Here is a 12,833-nt window from a genome sequence, read left to right on the forward strand (position 1 = left end):
GGGTGACTACTCCTTGTCCGTGGTGAGTGGCGCGCCCATGCGCTCCAGGGCGACCCGGGCCTGGTCGAGCACCGCCTCCGCGCCGGAACCGTCGACGAGCGACCCCATCAGCCGTACGTCCTTGCCGAGCAGCCCGCCCGCGACGGCACCCATGCGCGCCGGATCGCACCCCGCGGCCGCGAGCCGGCCGAGCGCGAAGCTGGCGGCGCTGCCGTGCCCGGCCACCTCGGCGAACCGCTCCGGCTCGACACCAAGCCGCCGCCCCAACGCGAGCGCGCTCGCGGCGATCCCGAACGTGGCCGTGAACAGTGTGTTGTTGAGCAGCTTGGTGACCTGCCCGGCGCCCAGCGGGCCGAGGTGCACGATCGGATCGCCGTACGTCGCGAAGACCGGTCGGCAGCGCTCCACGGCCTCGTCCTCGCCGCCCGCCATCACGAGCAACTTCCCTTCCGCGGCGGCCGGCCCGCCCCCGCTCACCGGCGCGTCCACGACCCGCACCCCGCGTTCAGCGGCCGGTGCGCCCAGGCGGCGGCAGGTGTCGGGGTGGACGGTGCTGTGCACCACGAGCACGGCTCCCGGGCGCAGGCCCGCGAGGACACCCGACTCGCCGAGGACGACTTCCTCCACGTCGGCGTCGCCCACCACGCACACACCGACCACGTCGCAGACCGCCGCCAACTCGACGGGTGTGGCGGCTATTTCGGCCTTCGTGCGGGCGAAGGGTTCCAGGGACTCGGGGCGGCGCGCCCACAGAGTGAGGGGGATCCCGGCGTCCAGGACGCGCTGGGCCATGGGTGCGCCCTGGCTGCCCAGGCCGATGAAACCGGCGTGTGTCACAAGTCCTCCAACGCTCCAACGCGAGACATGGTCAAGCCTTCTCGGACGGTGCGGGCCGCCAGAACGTGGCCAGGAGCCCGGCCGTCGCCAGCACTCCGACACCGAGCGCGACACCCCCGCCTGCCCAGCCGGTCACCTCGATGTCGAACGCCGCGTCGAGCGACCAGGGGCCCGCTCCGATCACGGCCAGCGCCAGACAGCCCACCCCGAGTACGAGCACGTACTCGTAGCCGTCCTTCATGACGAAGAACCCGTTCGCGCGATGTACGAGGAGGCCCGCGACGAGCATCACGGAGATGACCGCGGCGCAGGCCAGCGGCGTCAGAAACCCCGCGGCGAGCAGCACCCCCGCACCGATCTCCGTCACCACGCTCGCCCACGCCTGGAGCCGCCCGTTGCGCAGCCCCAGGCTCTCGAACCAGCCGGCGGTGCCGGCGATGCGCCCGCCACCGCGCCAGTGGTTGAGCCCGTGCACGGCCATCGTCGCCCCGATCACGCACCGCAGCAGTAGTACGGCGAACGCTTCGGCCCCGCTCATGCGGCCTCACCCTTCTCTCCACGCTCTCGCAGCACGACGCACTCTTCCGCGAACGCCAGCACCCGCAGGTGATAGCTGAGCGCGGCGAGACCCAGGCTCACGTTGTGTCCGCTGCCCGCCTGTTCGTTGGCCCGGACGCGGGGAGCGGCGGTGAACAGGCCGGTGATCTCGGCGAGCGCGGCGGGCCCGGATTCCCACACCCGCTCGTGGTCGCCGAGGCTGAACTGCACCGGGACGCGCACCTCGGCGGCGAGGCGGGCGAAGTCGCGTTCCACCCACGCCCGCGCCGGGCTTTCGTAGGCGGGGGAGTCCGAGGCGATGTACGGGGTGTTCCACACGTCCTCGGCGTACAGCTCGGCCGGACCCCACAGCGTCTCGCGGGTCCCGGCCGGGCGTCGGCCGTACCGCAGGCGCGTCATCCCCGCCGCTTCGAGGGCGCGGATGGTGGCCGGCTGGTGCCGCAGCCCCGTGCCCGCGATCTCCAGGCCGAGCAGTCGGCGCCCGCGCGGGTCGGCCGCCATCCGCATCGCCAGTTCGCAGCCCGCCGAGTGCGCGGCCACGAACACGGCCGGGCGGCCCGGAAGTTGGTCCAGGAAACGCTCCATCGCCGCGTACGTGGTGTCCAGGCGGCGCTGCGGGTCGCGGTAGCGCTCGGCGTAGGGCGCGGAGATGCCGTAGCCGGGGCGGTCCATCGCCACGACCGCGTAGCCGAGCCGCGCCCCCGTGCGCAGCAGCGAGAACTCCGGCCGCCCCGGGCAGTCGAAGTACAGCGAGGTGGTGCCACCGCCGTGCAGCGCGAAGACGACCGCGCGGGGCGAAGGGGCCGAGCACACGCGCGCGGACAGCGGGAAGCCGTCCACCCGCACCGTCTTGGTGTGCACGCTCGGCGCGGATGCCGGGTCGCAGGCCGACTGAAGACGGCCGGGCACGGGCGCCGTCATCCGGCCGCTCGCAGCAGCATGACCCCGCTCGGGGTGAGGCCTCCGGTGCTGACCACGGCGGTCCGGGCGCCGGTGATCTGCCGGGCACCGCCCTCGCCGCGCAGCTGGGTGATCGCCTCGCGGACGAGGCCCATGCCGTGGGTGCGGCCGTGCGAGAGCTGACCGCCGTGCGGGTTGACGGGGAGCACACCGTCCCGGGCGATGTTCTTGCCGCCGTCCAGAAAGTCCTTCGCCTCGCCGATCCCGCAGAAGCCCAACGCCTCTATCCAGGAAAGGCAGTTGACGGTGAAGCCGTCGTACAGCAGGGCCACGTCCACGTCGTCCGGTCGCAGATCGGTGCGGGTCCACAGGTGCGCCGCCTGCCCGAGCACCTGCGGCTCGTGCGTCGACGTGGTCTGGTCCCACTCCAGGCGCTCGACGAGCTGTGTGCCGACCGCCTCGACGAGGACCGGCGGCTTCGGCAGATCCCGCGCCGCGTCCACGGCGGACACCACCACCGCCACCGACCCGTCGCACGGCACATCACAGTCGTACAGGCCGAAGGGGCTCGTGATCGGGCGGGCCGACAGGTAGTCGTCCATGGTGAGCGGGGAGCGGTAGATCGCCTCGGGGTTGAGCGCGGCGTTCGCCCGCTGGTTGAGGGCGATCCAGCCGAGCGTCGCGCGGGTCGTGCCGTACGTGTGGAAGTGCCGCTGCGCGTTCTGCGCGAGGTGGATCGCGGCGGAGCTCGCGCCGAACGGGGCGAGCCACTGCGCGCCGTCCGTGACCCGGTCCTGGCGTGGCACGGGCCGCAGACCCTCGCGCATCTGCTGGGTGTGCGTGGACTCCCACACCGTACGGAAGCACAGCACGTGCCGGGCCAGGCCGCCAGCGACCGCCAGCATCGCGCCGATCACCGAGCCGGCCGGGCCGAATGTGTCCATGCCGCCGTTGTGCCACGTCGGCCGGATGCCGAGCGCGGACTCCACGGTGGTGACACCGCCCTCGCCCATGCCCGCGAAGACACCGGAACCCGGGTACGTGGCAAGGCCGTCGATGTCGTCGAGCGTGAGCCCCGCGTCGGCGACCGCGTTCTCGCAGGCCTCGACGGTGAGCGCCAGCGGCGGCACACCGAGGCGGCGACCGATGCGGGAGGCGCCCGCGCCGGTCAGCGCCGCCCGGTGCTCGAAGCGCTCGGCGCTCACCGGCGAGCGGACCAGCGCCTTGACCTGCTCAGGGCCCGGGTCGTCGGGCGGCAGCGCGGGCAACGGGTCCGCCTGCTCGGCGCACGGCCGGAACAGCGGCAGCCACACGTCCTCGACCTGCTCGAAGACGGCCGCCAGGCGCATGCCGAGCCGCAGTTCGGACGCCTCGCTGCCCACGATGTTCGTGGTGAGCCGGACCCGCGGATCCTCGTCCAGGGCCACCCGTGCCACTACGTAAGGCGGCTCAAGACCGGGCGCGGCAAATCGCTCGTTGACCGTGAAGGAGACCAGCGTGGCCGTGCCCGCGACCTCGGTGACGGTCAGGTCGTGACCGCGGCAGCGGCGGCACACCGGCAGCGGCGGATGGTTCAGCGCGGAACAGTCCGCGCAGCGCTGGAAGCGGAGTCGGCCGTCCGCGCCGGACGTCCAGAAGAACGCGGTGTCATCGGTGAGCAGGGGCAGGGAACGCCGGGCCACAGGGGCTCCTCCACACGTCGGGGACCAGGAGACCAGGAGCGGTCAGCGGATGTCGGCCCGCTCGCCGCGCGCGGTCACCGGAGCGGCCAGGTCCTGCTCGTCGCAGGCCTTCTGCAGCCTGTCCAGGGTCTCGTCGAGCCCAGGCCCGAGCCGTGGTCCCGGCGTGAACGTCGCGGGCAGGTGCCGCATGCCGTTGATGATGCCGACGGAGTCGTAGTGCACCGTCCCCTCCGCCTCGCACACGTAGTCCGGTATTCGGTCGAGGACGTGCGTGATCATCCGCTTGAAGACGACGCGCGCCACGTTGGAGCCGATGCAGCGGTGGATGCCGAGGCCGAACGCCTGGTGGCGGTTGCCCTTGCGCTCCATGTCCACGTGGTTCGGGTCCGGGAACACGGCCGGGTCGCGGTTGGCCATCGCCCACGACAGCCAGAGCCGGTCGCCCTCCTTGAACTCCTGGCCCGCCATCTCGCAGTCCACGGAGACGGTGCGGCCGTCACCGACCGCCGGAGTGAAGAAGCGCAGGAACTCCTCGGTGGCCGAGTCGAGCAGCGTGTCCCGCTCCCGGCTCAGCCGCTCCCGCTCCTTGGGGTGCTGCGAGAGCCACTCCACCGAACGGCCGGTGAGCGCCGTCGTCGTGTCGAAACCGCCGCCGATCAGCAGCGCGAGCACGCCGAGCAGATCCATGTCCGACGGCTTCGAGCCCCCGAGGTCGGCGGTGAGCACTGCGTTCACAAGCCCTGGGCGCGGGGTGGCGCGGATCGCCGCCATCTGCTCGAAGATGTCCCGCATCATCGTCATGTGCAGCTCGCGCACGCGCGGCCGGTCCGGGGAGTCCGGCGGCGTGTAGACGCCGGCGTGCGCGGGCTCGTTGTAGATCTGCCAGTTCTTCAGCGGGATCCCCATCATGGCGAGGGTGAACACCGCGGGCACCGGGTTGGCGAGGTCCTCCACGAAGTCGATGCGCCCCGACTCGATCCTCTCGTCCAGGCAAGCCCGGATCAGCTCGTCGAGGAACGGGATCCAGCGCTGCACCGCGGCGGGCGACAGATACGGGTTCAGCGCCTGCCGGTAGTAGCGCTGCTCCGGCGGGTCCATCTCCAGGAAACCGCCGCGAAAGCCCTGGTCGGGCGGTGGCGGTGGGATGGTGATCCCGCGGTAGCCGCGGCGTTCGCCGTTGACGTCGTGGTCGTTGGAGAGCTTGTCGGCCGAGCGCGCGATGTCGAAGACCGTCTGGTGCCCAGCCGCCACGAAGTGTCCGCCGTGGGTGTCGGTCCAGGCCAGCGGGCAGCCGCTCTGCATCTCCTCGGTGATGTCGACGAACCGCTCCCGGTAGTCCGGGGCGTGCCGGTCGAACTCGTACCGGCGGCTCTTGCGGGCCGCGTCGTCGTCCGTGGTCACGGTGCTCCTTCGTTCACGTCGTCCGGGTGACGGATATGGCCCGCTCGGGGCAGGAGCGCACCGCCTCCTGCGCGGCCTCCTCCTCCCCGGCGGGCACTTCATCGGCGACCGGCGACGAGTGCCCGTCGATCTCGCTGAGCTGGAACACCTTCGGCGCGATCATGGCGCAGAGGGTGTGACCCTGGCAGCGGTCCTGGTCGACACTGACCTTCATGAACACACCTTTCTCGAACCGGTGGTGACAACCGATGGTGACGGAGCGTCAGCGGCGCCAGTCGTACCACTTGAGATAGCCGCCCGCGTCCACGCGCAGCTGCACACCGGTGATGTAGCGGGCCTCGTCCGAGGCGAGGAAGAGGACCGCGTTGCTGATGTCGATCGGCTCCACGTACGGGATGGGCATCGCCTGCTGCACGGCGAACCCGGGCTCGGCGTCCTCGCGGGTCGGGTGCTCCAGATCCGGGCGGAACGACCGATACATCGGCTCGCTCTGCAGCATCTGCGTGTTGCAATTCGTGGGGTGCACGACATTGGCGCGCTGCTTCAACGGGGCGAGATTGCGGGCCAGTTCGTGCATGTACTCGGCCAGCGCGCGCTTCGCGTAGGCGTAGCCGGCGCCGCCGGGGTTGGATCCCGGGTTGTCGACGATGCCGTGCTCCATCAACGCGGCGGTCGACGCGGTCGCGATCACGCAGGCGCCCTCGCGCAGGTGCGGCAGGGCGGCCTGGATGGCGTTGATGCTGCCGATCAGGTCGACATCGACGGCGTCGGACCAGGCCTGTAGCGGCGGCGTGCCTTGCAGGGGCGCGATACCGGCCTGCGCCACGACGATGTCGATGCCGCCGAACTCGGCCACCGTACGGTCCACCGCGTCCCGCATGGCGTCCATGCTGCGCACGTCGGCCTGAATGGGCAGTGCCTTGCGGCCCGCCTTCTCCACGAGCCGCGCCGTCTCCTTCAGGTCCTCCGGCGTGGCCATCGGATAGTCGACCGTCTCGTAGTCGCGACACAGATCGATCGCGACGACATCGGCGCCCTCCTCCGCGAGCCGCACCGCGTGACTGCGGCCCTGCCCACGCCCCGCGCCGGTGATGAACGCGACCTTGCCCTCGACTCGCCCCATGCCGCTTCCCCTTGTCGTCTTTGTCGCTACGTAGTGATGCCGGGCTCTGTGTGTTGTGGTTGCGGCGCCAGGGCCGCGTGGCCCGCTTCCAGCGCCCCGAGCCGCGCCCCCACCCCGTCCGCGATCCCTCGGACGACGGCCAGGTCCTTGTCCACGAACTCTCTTACGTCGCCGATGAACCGCTCCGCCGACCCGCGCGACGCCGCACCGGCGAGCGCCCTGCTCGCGGCGCTCCCGTGGGTCAGGGCCGACAGCAGAGTCGGCTCGTCCACTCCGAGCCGCCGCCCGAGCCGCGTCGCCTCCGCCACAAGGCCCAACTGGGCAGTGAACAGGGCATTGTTGACCAGCTTCACGCTCTGCCCCGCGCCCACCGGGCCGACCGCGAGCACCGGGTCCGCGTACACCGCGAGCACCGGCCGCAGCCGCTCCACAGTGGCGTCCTCGCCGCCCGCGAAGACGGTGAGCCGGCCCGCCGCGATGTCGTGCGGACCACCGCTGACCGGCGCGTCCAGCACCTCGACGCCCCGCTCGGCGAGCTCCCGGACCGTGTGCGGGCTCGCCGTGGTGTGCACGACGAGCACGGCGCCGGGCGGCAGCGCGCCGAGCAGCCCGCCCCCGAAGCACACCTCCCGCACCTGTCGGTCGGTGAAGACGCACACCACGAACGCGTCGGCGCTCTCGGCCGCGTCCTCGACACGGTCGACGGCTCGTACGCCCTCCTCGGTCAGCGCGGCGCGGCGCTCGGGCGTGCGGCCCACGGCGCACACCTTGTATCCGGCCGCCAGCAGACGGCGGACCATGGGGAGCCCCATGCGCCCCGCACCGGCGAACCCGATCCGTTTCACAGGTGGTCCAGGGGGCCCGGGTGATCCGTGCATCGCAAGAACACCCCTTCCGTTTCGCGAGAACATTAATCTCAGCTACGGGTATGCGGAAGGTGTCGGCTGCGACTTTCTGGTCAACGCACGGCGGGTGATGCCCTGTTGCCCAGTGATCGGGAGAACCATATTCTCACTGACAGGACGCGCAAACAGGACTCAACTCGCCATATCAGGAGGCGCCGTGGCCCACCCCGAGCCGCCGAAGGACGCCCGTGCCATGCGCAGGGCTGTGCTCGGTGACGCCTACGTCGACGCCGCCGTCCGCGACCAGCGGCCCGCCGTGGCCGAGTTCCAGGACTACATCACCGAGACGGCGTGGGGCGTGTGGGCCCGGGAGGGCGCGCTCAGTCCGCGCGACCGGAGCCTGCTCGTCCTCGCCATGACCGCCGCGCTCGGGCGCATGGAGGAGTTCCGCACCCATGCGACCGCCGCGCCGCGCGCGGGCGTCACGCAGCAGGAGATCGACGAACTGCCCTTCCAGATCGCCGCGTACTGCGGTGTACCGGCCGGGAACGCCGCCCGCCGCTGCCTCACCGAGGTCGCGAAGCCCTCCACGGACGAGGTCTGACGATGGCAACGATCGGTTTCGTCGGGCTCGGCAACATGGGCGGCGCACTCGCCGCCAACCTCGTGGAGCGTGGTCACGACGTCCTCGCGTACGACAGCGCGGACGCCGAGCGCACCCCGGCCGGTGCCATCGGCTGCAAAGATGTCGCCGAAGTCGCGCGCGGCGCAACGGTGTTGGTGCTCTCCCTGCCCGACGGGCACGTCAGCGAAAAGGTCGCACGCGAGATCACCGACACGGCCGGCCGCCGTACCAGCCACGTGGTGGACACCTCGACGGTCGGCGTGAGCGCCGCGCGGCGCGTCTCCGAACTGCTCGCCGAACATGGCATCGGGCACGCCGACGCCCCCGTCTCCGGCGGTGTCGCGGGCGCCCGCGCCCGCACGCTCACCATCATGTACGCCGCCCCCGACACGGTCTGCGCCGCGATCGAGCCGGTGCTCGCCGACCTGAGCGAGCGGCGCCGCAGGGTGGGGGAGCGGTCGGGCCTGGCGCAGGCGGCGAAGCTCGCCAACAATTTCCTGTCCGCCACCGCGCTCGCCGCCACCAGCGAGGCGCTCGCCTTCGGGCGCGCGGCGGGCCTCGACCCGGCGGTCCTGATGGACGTACTGAACGCGTCCAGTGGGCGCAGCGGCGCCACCGAGGACAAGTTCCCGCGCCACGTCCTCACCGGCAGTTACGACTCGGGGTTCGCCAACTCGCTGATGGCCAAGGACGTCGAGCTGTACCTGGGAGCCGTGGCCGAACAGGGTGGCCCCGGCGAGGTCGGCGCGCTCATCGGCGCGCTGTGGCGCCGGTTCGCCGAGGCGGAACCGGGTGTCGACTTCACCCGCGTGTATCCGTACGTCGAGGCCACCGGAAGGGGTGACGCATGACCGCCACACCCGAGGCCGGTCCGAGCGGGCCCCGCATCACCCCGCTGCCGGTGCGCCAGTGGCCGCCGCAGATGCACGAGGCGCTGGCCGCCCTCACCCCTGCGACGCCCCGGCACCCGGTCCCCGAGAAGGGGGCCAAACGCCCCAAGGGCCTCAACGCCCTCGGCGTACTGGCCCACTACCCCGAACTGACCCGCGCCTTCAATGTCTTCAACGGCCACCTCCTCTTCGCCACCACCCTCACCATCCGCCAGCGCGAGCTGCTGATCCTGCGGATCAGCGCGCTGCGGGACGCCACGTACGAATGGCGGCAGCACGTGTGGATAGCCCGGCACGAGGCCGGCATGACGGACGAGGAGATCGAACGGGTCGGCACCGGGCCCGAGGCCGTCGGCTGGAGTGACGAGGAGCGGTTCCTGCTGCGGGCCGTGGACGAACTGGTCGGCGACGCGCGGATCGCCGACGCCACCTGGCGGGGGCTCGCGAAGGACCTCGACGAGCGGCAGCTGATGGACGTGGTGTTCAGCGTCGGCGCGTACGACACGATCGCCATGGTGTTCAGGACCTTCGACGTGGCACTCGACGACGACCTCAAGGCGTGAGGGCGTCGTCCGTCGCGGTGGGCGGAAATGCCCTTCTCGTAAATAGAGATGGTTGATATCGTTCGGGCGGCACATGCGCATGCACGGCACGGCAACGGCACGGCTCGATGCACCATGCACCTGAGAGGGGCGCCAGCGTGAGGGACTTGGAGGAGGTCGACTTCTTCCGGGACGAAGAGGTCGTCGCCGACCCGTATCCGTACTTCAAGGCCGTGCGGGGGCAGTGTCCCGTGCAGCGCGAGAAGCACCACGACGTCGTACTGATCACCGGGTACGACGAGGCCGTGGAGGTCTACAACGACACGGAGCGCTTCTCCGCGTGCGTCTCGGTGACCGGCCCGTTCCCCGGCTTCCCCGTCCCCCTGGAGGGCGACGACGTCTCCGGGCTCATCGAGCGGCACCGCGACGAGCTGCCCATGAGCGATCAACTGCCCACGCTGGACCCGCCGGTGCACACCGACCACCGCTCGCTGCTGATGCGGCTGATCACACCCAAGCGCCTCAAGGAGAACGAAGAGGCGATGTGGCGGCTTGCCGACGGGATGATCGAGGACTTCCTCGCACCGGGGAAGGGCGAGTTCATCAGCGAGTTCGCCGGCCCCTTCACGTTGCTCGTCATCGCCGACCTGCTCGGGGTCCCCGAGGAGGACCGGGCGGAGTTCGCCGAGGAACTGCAGGGCCGCCCGCGTGGTCGCGGCGCCATCGGCAGCACCGAGCAGGAGGAACTCGGGCACACGCCACTGGAGTTCCTCTATGGCCGGTTCTCCCGCTATATCGAGGAGCGCCGCCGCGAGCCCCGCTCCGACGTGCTGACCGGCCTGGCCACGGCCACGTTCCCCGACGGGACGCTGCCCGAGGTCGACGCGGCGGTCCGGGTCGCGGCCAACCTGTTCGCCGCGGGCCAGGAGACGACCGTACGGCTGCTCAGCACCGCCCTCAAGATCCTCGGCGAGGACGGGGAGCTTCAACAGCGGCTGCGCGCGGAGCGGCAGTTGATCGCCCCGTTCGTCGAGGAGTGCCTGCGCATCGAGTCCCCGGTCAAGGGCGACTTCCGGCTCTCCAAGGTGCCGGTCGAACTCGGCGGCGTCGAGCTGCCCGCGGGCACCACCGTGATGGTGCTCAACGGGGCGGCCAACCGCGACCCCGAATGGTTCGAGAACCCCGACACCTTCGACGTCGAACGACCCGGCGTCCGCCGCCACCTGGCCTTCGGACGCGGACCGCACACCTGCCCCGGCGCACCGCTGGCCCGCGCGGAGGCACGCGTGGCGATCGAGCGGCTCCTGGACCGCACCTCGGACATCCGAATCTCCGAGGAACACCACGGCCCGGCCGAAGCCCGCCGCTACCACTACGTACCGACGTACATCCTGCGCGGACTCACCCGACTCCACCTGGAGTTCACCCCGGCAGGGCAGGCGGCGGACCGGTGAAGGCCACCGTCGACGACGACCGCTGCCGCGGGCACGGCATCTGCTGCTCCACCTGCCCCGAGGTCTTCGACCTGAGCGACGACGGCTACGCGGTGGTCCTCGCCGAGGAGATCCCCGCCGAGCACGAGAACGACGTACGGGTCGCGGCCCGGGCCTGCCCCGAGCGCGCGATCACCGTCCACTGAGGGGATGCGCTGTGACGATCAATATGGCCTCCGCGTACGCGGGCGACGCCCGGACTCCGTCCTGCGGCCGGCTGCGCGAGCTGGACGAGGAGATCATCGAGCTGCTGCGCCGCCGACGGGCGATGGTGCGCGAACTGCCCGCGCCGAACGGCCCACGCGGCATCGACCCGTCCTTCACCGGCGCCGTACGCGACACCATCACCCGCTACAGCGACCGACTGGGCAGCGGCAGCGAACTCGTCGCCCGCGCGATCCTCGTGCTGTGCGACCCGGGGGACCGCACATAGAGGCCGCCGTTCGGGGCGGACACTGAACCCGACCGCCGGAACCGGTCCCGAAATCGCATCATGCACGACACCATGGGGAGCAGGCCCTGTCCGCCGGTGGGCGGGGCGACCGCGCGTACCCCCACGGAGGACTCGACATGCTGCTCGCCGCCGACAAGGGCGACATCACCACGATCATCGGGGGCATCGCCCCTGACTGGGGCCCGTTCGGGACCCTGGGCGCCGAGGCGAAGACGATGATCCAGGTCGTGATGGCCGTCGCGATCCTGCTCTGCCTCGGCGTCGCGATCTGGGGCGCCGCGAAGCAGCGGATCGGTGCGACCGCGCTGCGCGACACGTTCAGCGCCGAACAGGGCAAGGGCCTGATCATCGCGGGGCTCACCGGCGTGTTCATCATCGGCTCGCTAGGCACGGTGTTCACCATCGTGTACGGCATGGCCGTCTGACAGCTGTGGGGTCAGGGCCGGTTCAGCGGAGTCGGTGCCGGTTCACTCGTACTCGACGACGACCGACTCCGCGTCCTCGTCCGGTACCGCCTGGCAGGTGAGTACGTACCCCTCCGCGACCTCGTCGTCCATGAGCGCGTCGTTGGCCCGCATCGTCGCCGTGCCCTCGCGCAGGATCGCCATGCAGGTCGCGCAGTTGCCCGCCTCGCAGGAGAACGGCGGGGCGAAGCCGGCGCGGCGGGCGCTCTGCAACAGGGTCTCGCCGGAGCGTTTAGCGATGGTCTGGCGCCGCCCCTGCATGACGACGGTGACGGTACCCGCCGCCTTCACCGGCGTGGGAGCGGGAGCGGGCGCAGGCGCCTCGCCGCCCCCGAACCGCTCGCTGAACACCCGCCCCGTGCCGGCCAGGGCCGACTCCACCAGTTCCATGAACGGCTCGGGCCCGCACACATACGCGTCGGCTCCCGCGTCGCCGCCGACGAACTCCTTGATGTCCGCTGCCGCCAAGTAGCCGCGTACGTCGTCGAGATGGCGTACGACGTCCAGGCGGCCGGGGTGCCGCGCCGCCAGGTCGTGCAGCGCGTCGTGGAAGATGGCCTGGCCGCGGTCCCGGTCCGCGCACAGCAGCCGGACGCGGCGATCGGAGCCCGCCAGCGCGCTCTTGGCGAGGGAGAGGACCGGGGTGATGCCGCTGCCGCCGCAGAACCCGAGGAGCGGGGTGTCGGCGGGACGCAGGGTGAACCTGCCGCGCGCCGCCGTCAGTTCGAGCTCGTCGCCCTCACGGACATGGTCGTGCAGCCAGTTGGAAGCGGCGCCGCCAGGCACCCGCTTCACGGTCGTGGTGATCTCCTCCTCGAAGCCGGGTGCGCTCGAGAACGAGTACGCGCGCGGCGCCGGACGCCCGTCCACGGTGATACGGAAGATGCAGTACTGCCCGGCCTCGTACGCGAGTGGCCCGTCGAGCGGCGCGAGCGTGTAGGTACGGGCGTCGGCGGTCTCCTGGACGATCCGTGTCACGGTCGCCCGCCGGAAGAGCGGGGGGCTCGGCATGGGCCTCC

At 71.5% G+C, this 12,833-nt stretch carries 16 protein-coding genes; 7 read left to right on the forward strand and 9 right to left on the reverse strand.

The window, feature by feature from the left end; genetic code table 11:
* Positions 1 to 6: 6 nt before the first annotated feature.
* Genes ACWD2L_RS11700 through ACWD2L_RS11735 form a run of 8 tightly spaced genes read right to left on the reverse strand, consistent with a single transcriptional unit; the run spans position 7 to position 7,412 of the window.
* Positions 7 to 837 carry an NAD(P)-dependent oxidoreductase gene (locus ACWD2L_RS11700; protein ID WP_451189180.1) on the reverse strand — a complete coding sequence of 277 codons (831 nt, stop codon included), beginning with the start codon at positions 835 to 837 and terminating at the stop codon, positions 7 to 9.
* A gap of 31 nt (positions 838 to 868) precedes the next feature.
* Positions 869 to 1,375, reverse strand: a complete 507-nt coding sequence (locus tag ACWD2L_RS11705) for a DoxX family protein (protein WP_451189183.1) — start codon at positions 1,373 to 1,375, stop codon at positions 869 to 871.
* Entirely contained in the window at positions 1,372 to 2,304 is a 933-nt protein-coding gene (locus tag ACWD2L_RS11710) for an alpha/beta fold hydrolase (protein ID WP_451189186.1), read from the reverse strand. Before ACWD2L_RS11710 ends, ACWD2L_RS11705 begins: the two co-directional genes overlap by 4 nt.
* An 8-nt stretch (positions 2,305 to 2,312) precedes the next feature.
* Complete coding sequence (locus ACWD2L_RS11715) at positions 2,313 to 3,977, reverse strand: thiolase C-terminal domain-containing protein (protein WP_451189189.1); 1,665 nt, start codon at positions 3,975 to 3,977, stop codon at positions 2,313 to 2,315.
* Between the two features lie 42 nt (positions 3,978 to 4,019).
* Positions 4,020 to 5,378, reverse strand: a complete 1,359-nt coding sequence (locus ACWD2L_RS11720) for a cytochrome P450 (RefSeq protein WP_451189191.1) — start codon at positions 5,376 to 5,378, stop codon at positions 4,020 to 4,022.
* A gap of 13 nt (positions 5,379 to 5,391) precedes the next feature.
* Positions 5,392 to 5,592: a ferredoxin gene (locus tag ACWD2L_RS11725; protein ID WP_451189194.1), complete on the reverse strand. Its 201-nt coding sequence runs from the start codon at positions 5,590 to 5,592 to the stop codon at positions 5,392 to 5,394.
* A gap of 48 nt (positions 5,593 to 5,640) precedes the next feature.
* On the reverse strand, positions 5,641 to 6,501 hold the full coding sequence (locus tag ACWD2L_RS11730) for a mycofactocin-coupled SDR family oxidoreductase (RefSeq protein ID WP_451189196.1): 861 nt from the start codon (positions 6,499 to 6,501) through the stop codon (positions 5,641 to 5,643).
* A 26-nt stretch (positions 6,502 to 6,527) separates the two neighbouring features.
* Positions 6,528 to 7,412, reverse strand: coding sequence for an NAD(P)-dependent oxidoreductase (locus ACWD2L_RS11735; protein WP_451189198.1), 885 nt, complete (start codon positions 7,410 to 7,412; stop codon positions 6,528 to 6,530).
* Between the two features lie 151 nt (positions 7,413 to 7,563).
* Between ACWD2L_RS11735 and ACWD2L_RS11740 the strand changes: the two genes are divergently transcribed.
* The 7 genes from ACWD2L_RS11740 to ACWD2L_RS11770 all read left to right on the forward strand — a co-directional run bounded on the left by ACWD2L_RS11740 (position 7,564) and on the right by ACWD2L_RS11770 (position 11,775).
* Entirely contained in the window at positions 7,564 to 7,950 is a 387-nt protein-coding gene (locus ACWD2L_RS11740; RefSeq protein ID WP_451189200.1) for a carboxymuconolactone decarboxylase family protein, read from the forward strand.
* 2 nt (positions 7,951 to 7,952) lie between these two features.
* On the forward strand, positions 7,953 to 8,822 hold the full coding sequence (locus ACWD2L_RS11745; RefSeq protein WP_451189203.1) for an NAD(P)-dependent oxidoreductase: 870 nt from the start codon (positions 7,953 to 7,955) through the stop codon (positions 8,820 to 8,822).
* Complete coding sequence (locus ACWD2L_RS11750) at positions 8,819 to 9,424, forward strand: carboxymuconolactone decarboxylase family protein (protein WP_451189206.1); 606 nt, start codon at positions 8,819 to 8,821, stop codon at positions 9,422 to 9,424. Before ACWD2L_RS11745 ends, ACWD2L_RS11750 begins: the two co-directional genes overlap by 4 nt.
* Before the next feature lie 137 nt (positions 9,425 to 9,561).
* The gene (locus ACWD2L_RS11755; protein ID WP_451189209.1) at positions 9,562 to 10,857 is read left to right on the forward strand and encodes a cytochrome P450; all 1,296 of its coding nucleotides are present in this window, start codon (positions 9,562 to 9,564) and stop codon (positions 10,855 to 10,857) included.
* Positions 10,854 to 11,042, forward strand: a complete 189-nt coding sequence (locus ACWD2L_RS11760) for a ferredoxin (RefSeq protein WP_426884863.1) — start codon at positions 10,854 to 10,856, stop codon at positions 11,040 to 11,042. Before ACWD2L_RS11755 ends, ACWD2L_RS11760 begins: the two co-directional genes overlap by 4 nt.
* Before the next feature lie 11 nt (positions 11,043 to 11,053).
* Positions 11,054 to 11,329, forward strand: coding sequence for a hypothetical protein (locus ACWD2L_RS11765; RefSeq protein WP_451189212.1), 276 nt, complete (start codon positions 11,054 to 11,056; stop codon positions 11,327 to 11,329).
* A gap of 137 nt (positions 11,330 to 11,466) precedes the next feature.
* Positions 11,467 to 11,775 (forward strand): hypothetical protein, encoded by a 309-nt coding sequence (locus tag ACWD2L_RS11770; RefSeq protein ID WP_327674687.1) that lies wholly within the window; start codon positions 11,467 to 11,469, stop codon positions 11,773 to 11,775.
* Positions 11,776 to 11,817: 42 nt separating this feature from the next.
* Here ACWD2L_RS11770 and ACWD2L_RS11775 read toward each other — a convergent pair whose 3' ends face one another.
* A complete protein-coding gene (locus ACWD2L_RS11775; RefSeq protein ID WP_451189215.1) occupies positions 11,818 to 12,825 on the reverse strand; it encodes a 2Fe-2S iron-sulfur cluster-binding protein in 1,008 nt (335 codons plus the stop codon).
* Positions 12,826 to 12,833: the final 8 nt, after the last annotated feature.

Source organism: Streptomyces sp. NPDC002754, from assembly GCF_053592315.1.

What these genes read in the sequence shown, in the direction of transcription:
- ACWD2L_RS11705 (WP_451189183.1), bottom strand. Translation starts at nt 1,375, where the DNA reads ATGAGCGGGGCCGAAGCGTTCGCCGTACTACTGCTGCGGTGCGTGATC.
- ACWD2L_RS11725 (WP_451189194.1), bottom strand. Translation starts at nt 5,592, where the DNA reads ATGAAGGTCAGTGTCGACCAGGACCGCTGCCAGGGTCACACCCTCTGC.
- ACWD2L_RS11730 (WP_451189196.1), bottom strand. Translation starts at nt 6,501, where the DNA reads ATGGGGCGAGTCGAGGGCAAGGTCGCGTTCATCACCGGCGCGGGGCGT.
- ACWD2L_RS11735 (WP_451189198.1), bottom strand. Translation starts at nt 7,412, where the DNA reads ATGTTCTCGCGAAACGGAAGGGGTGTTCTTGCGATGCACGGATCACCC.
- ACWD2L_RS11745 (WP_451189203.1), top strand. Translation starts at nt 7,953, where the DNA reads ATGGCAACGATCGGTTTCGTCGGGCTCGGCAACATGGGCGGCGCACTC.
- ACWD2L_RS11750 (WP_451189206.1), top strand. Translation starts at nt 8,819, where the DNA reads ATGACCGCCACACCCGAGGCCGGTCCGAGCGGGCCCCGCATCACCCCG.
- ACWD2L_RS11770 (WP_327674687.1), top strand. Translation starts at nt 11,467, where the DNA reads ATGCTGCTCGCCGCCGACAAGGGCGACATCACCACGATCATCGGGGGC.
- ACWD2L_RS11775 (WP_451189215.1), bottom strand. Translation starts at nt 12,825, where the DNA reads ATGCCGAGCCCCCCGCTCTTCCGGCGGGCGACCGTGACACGGATCGTC.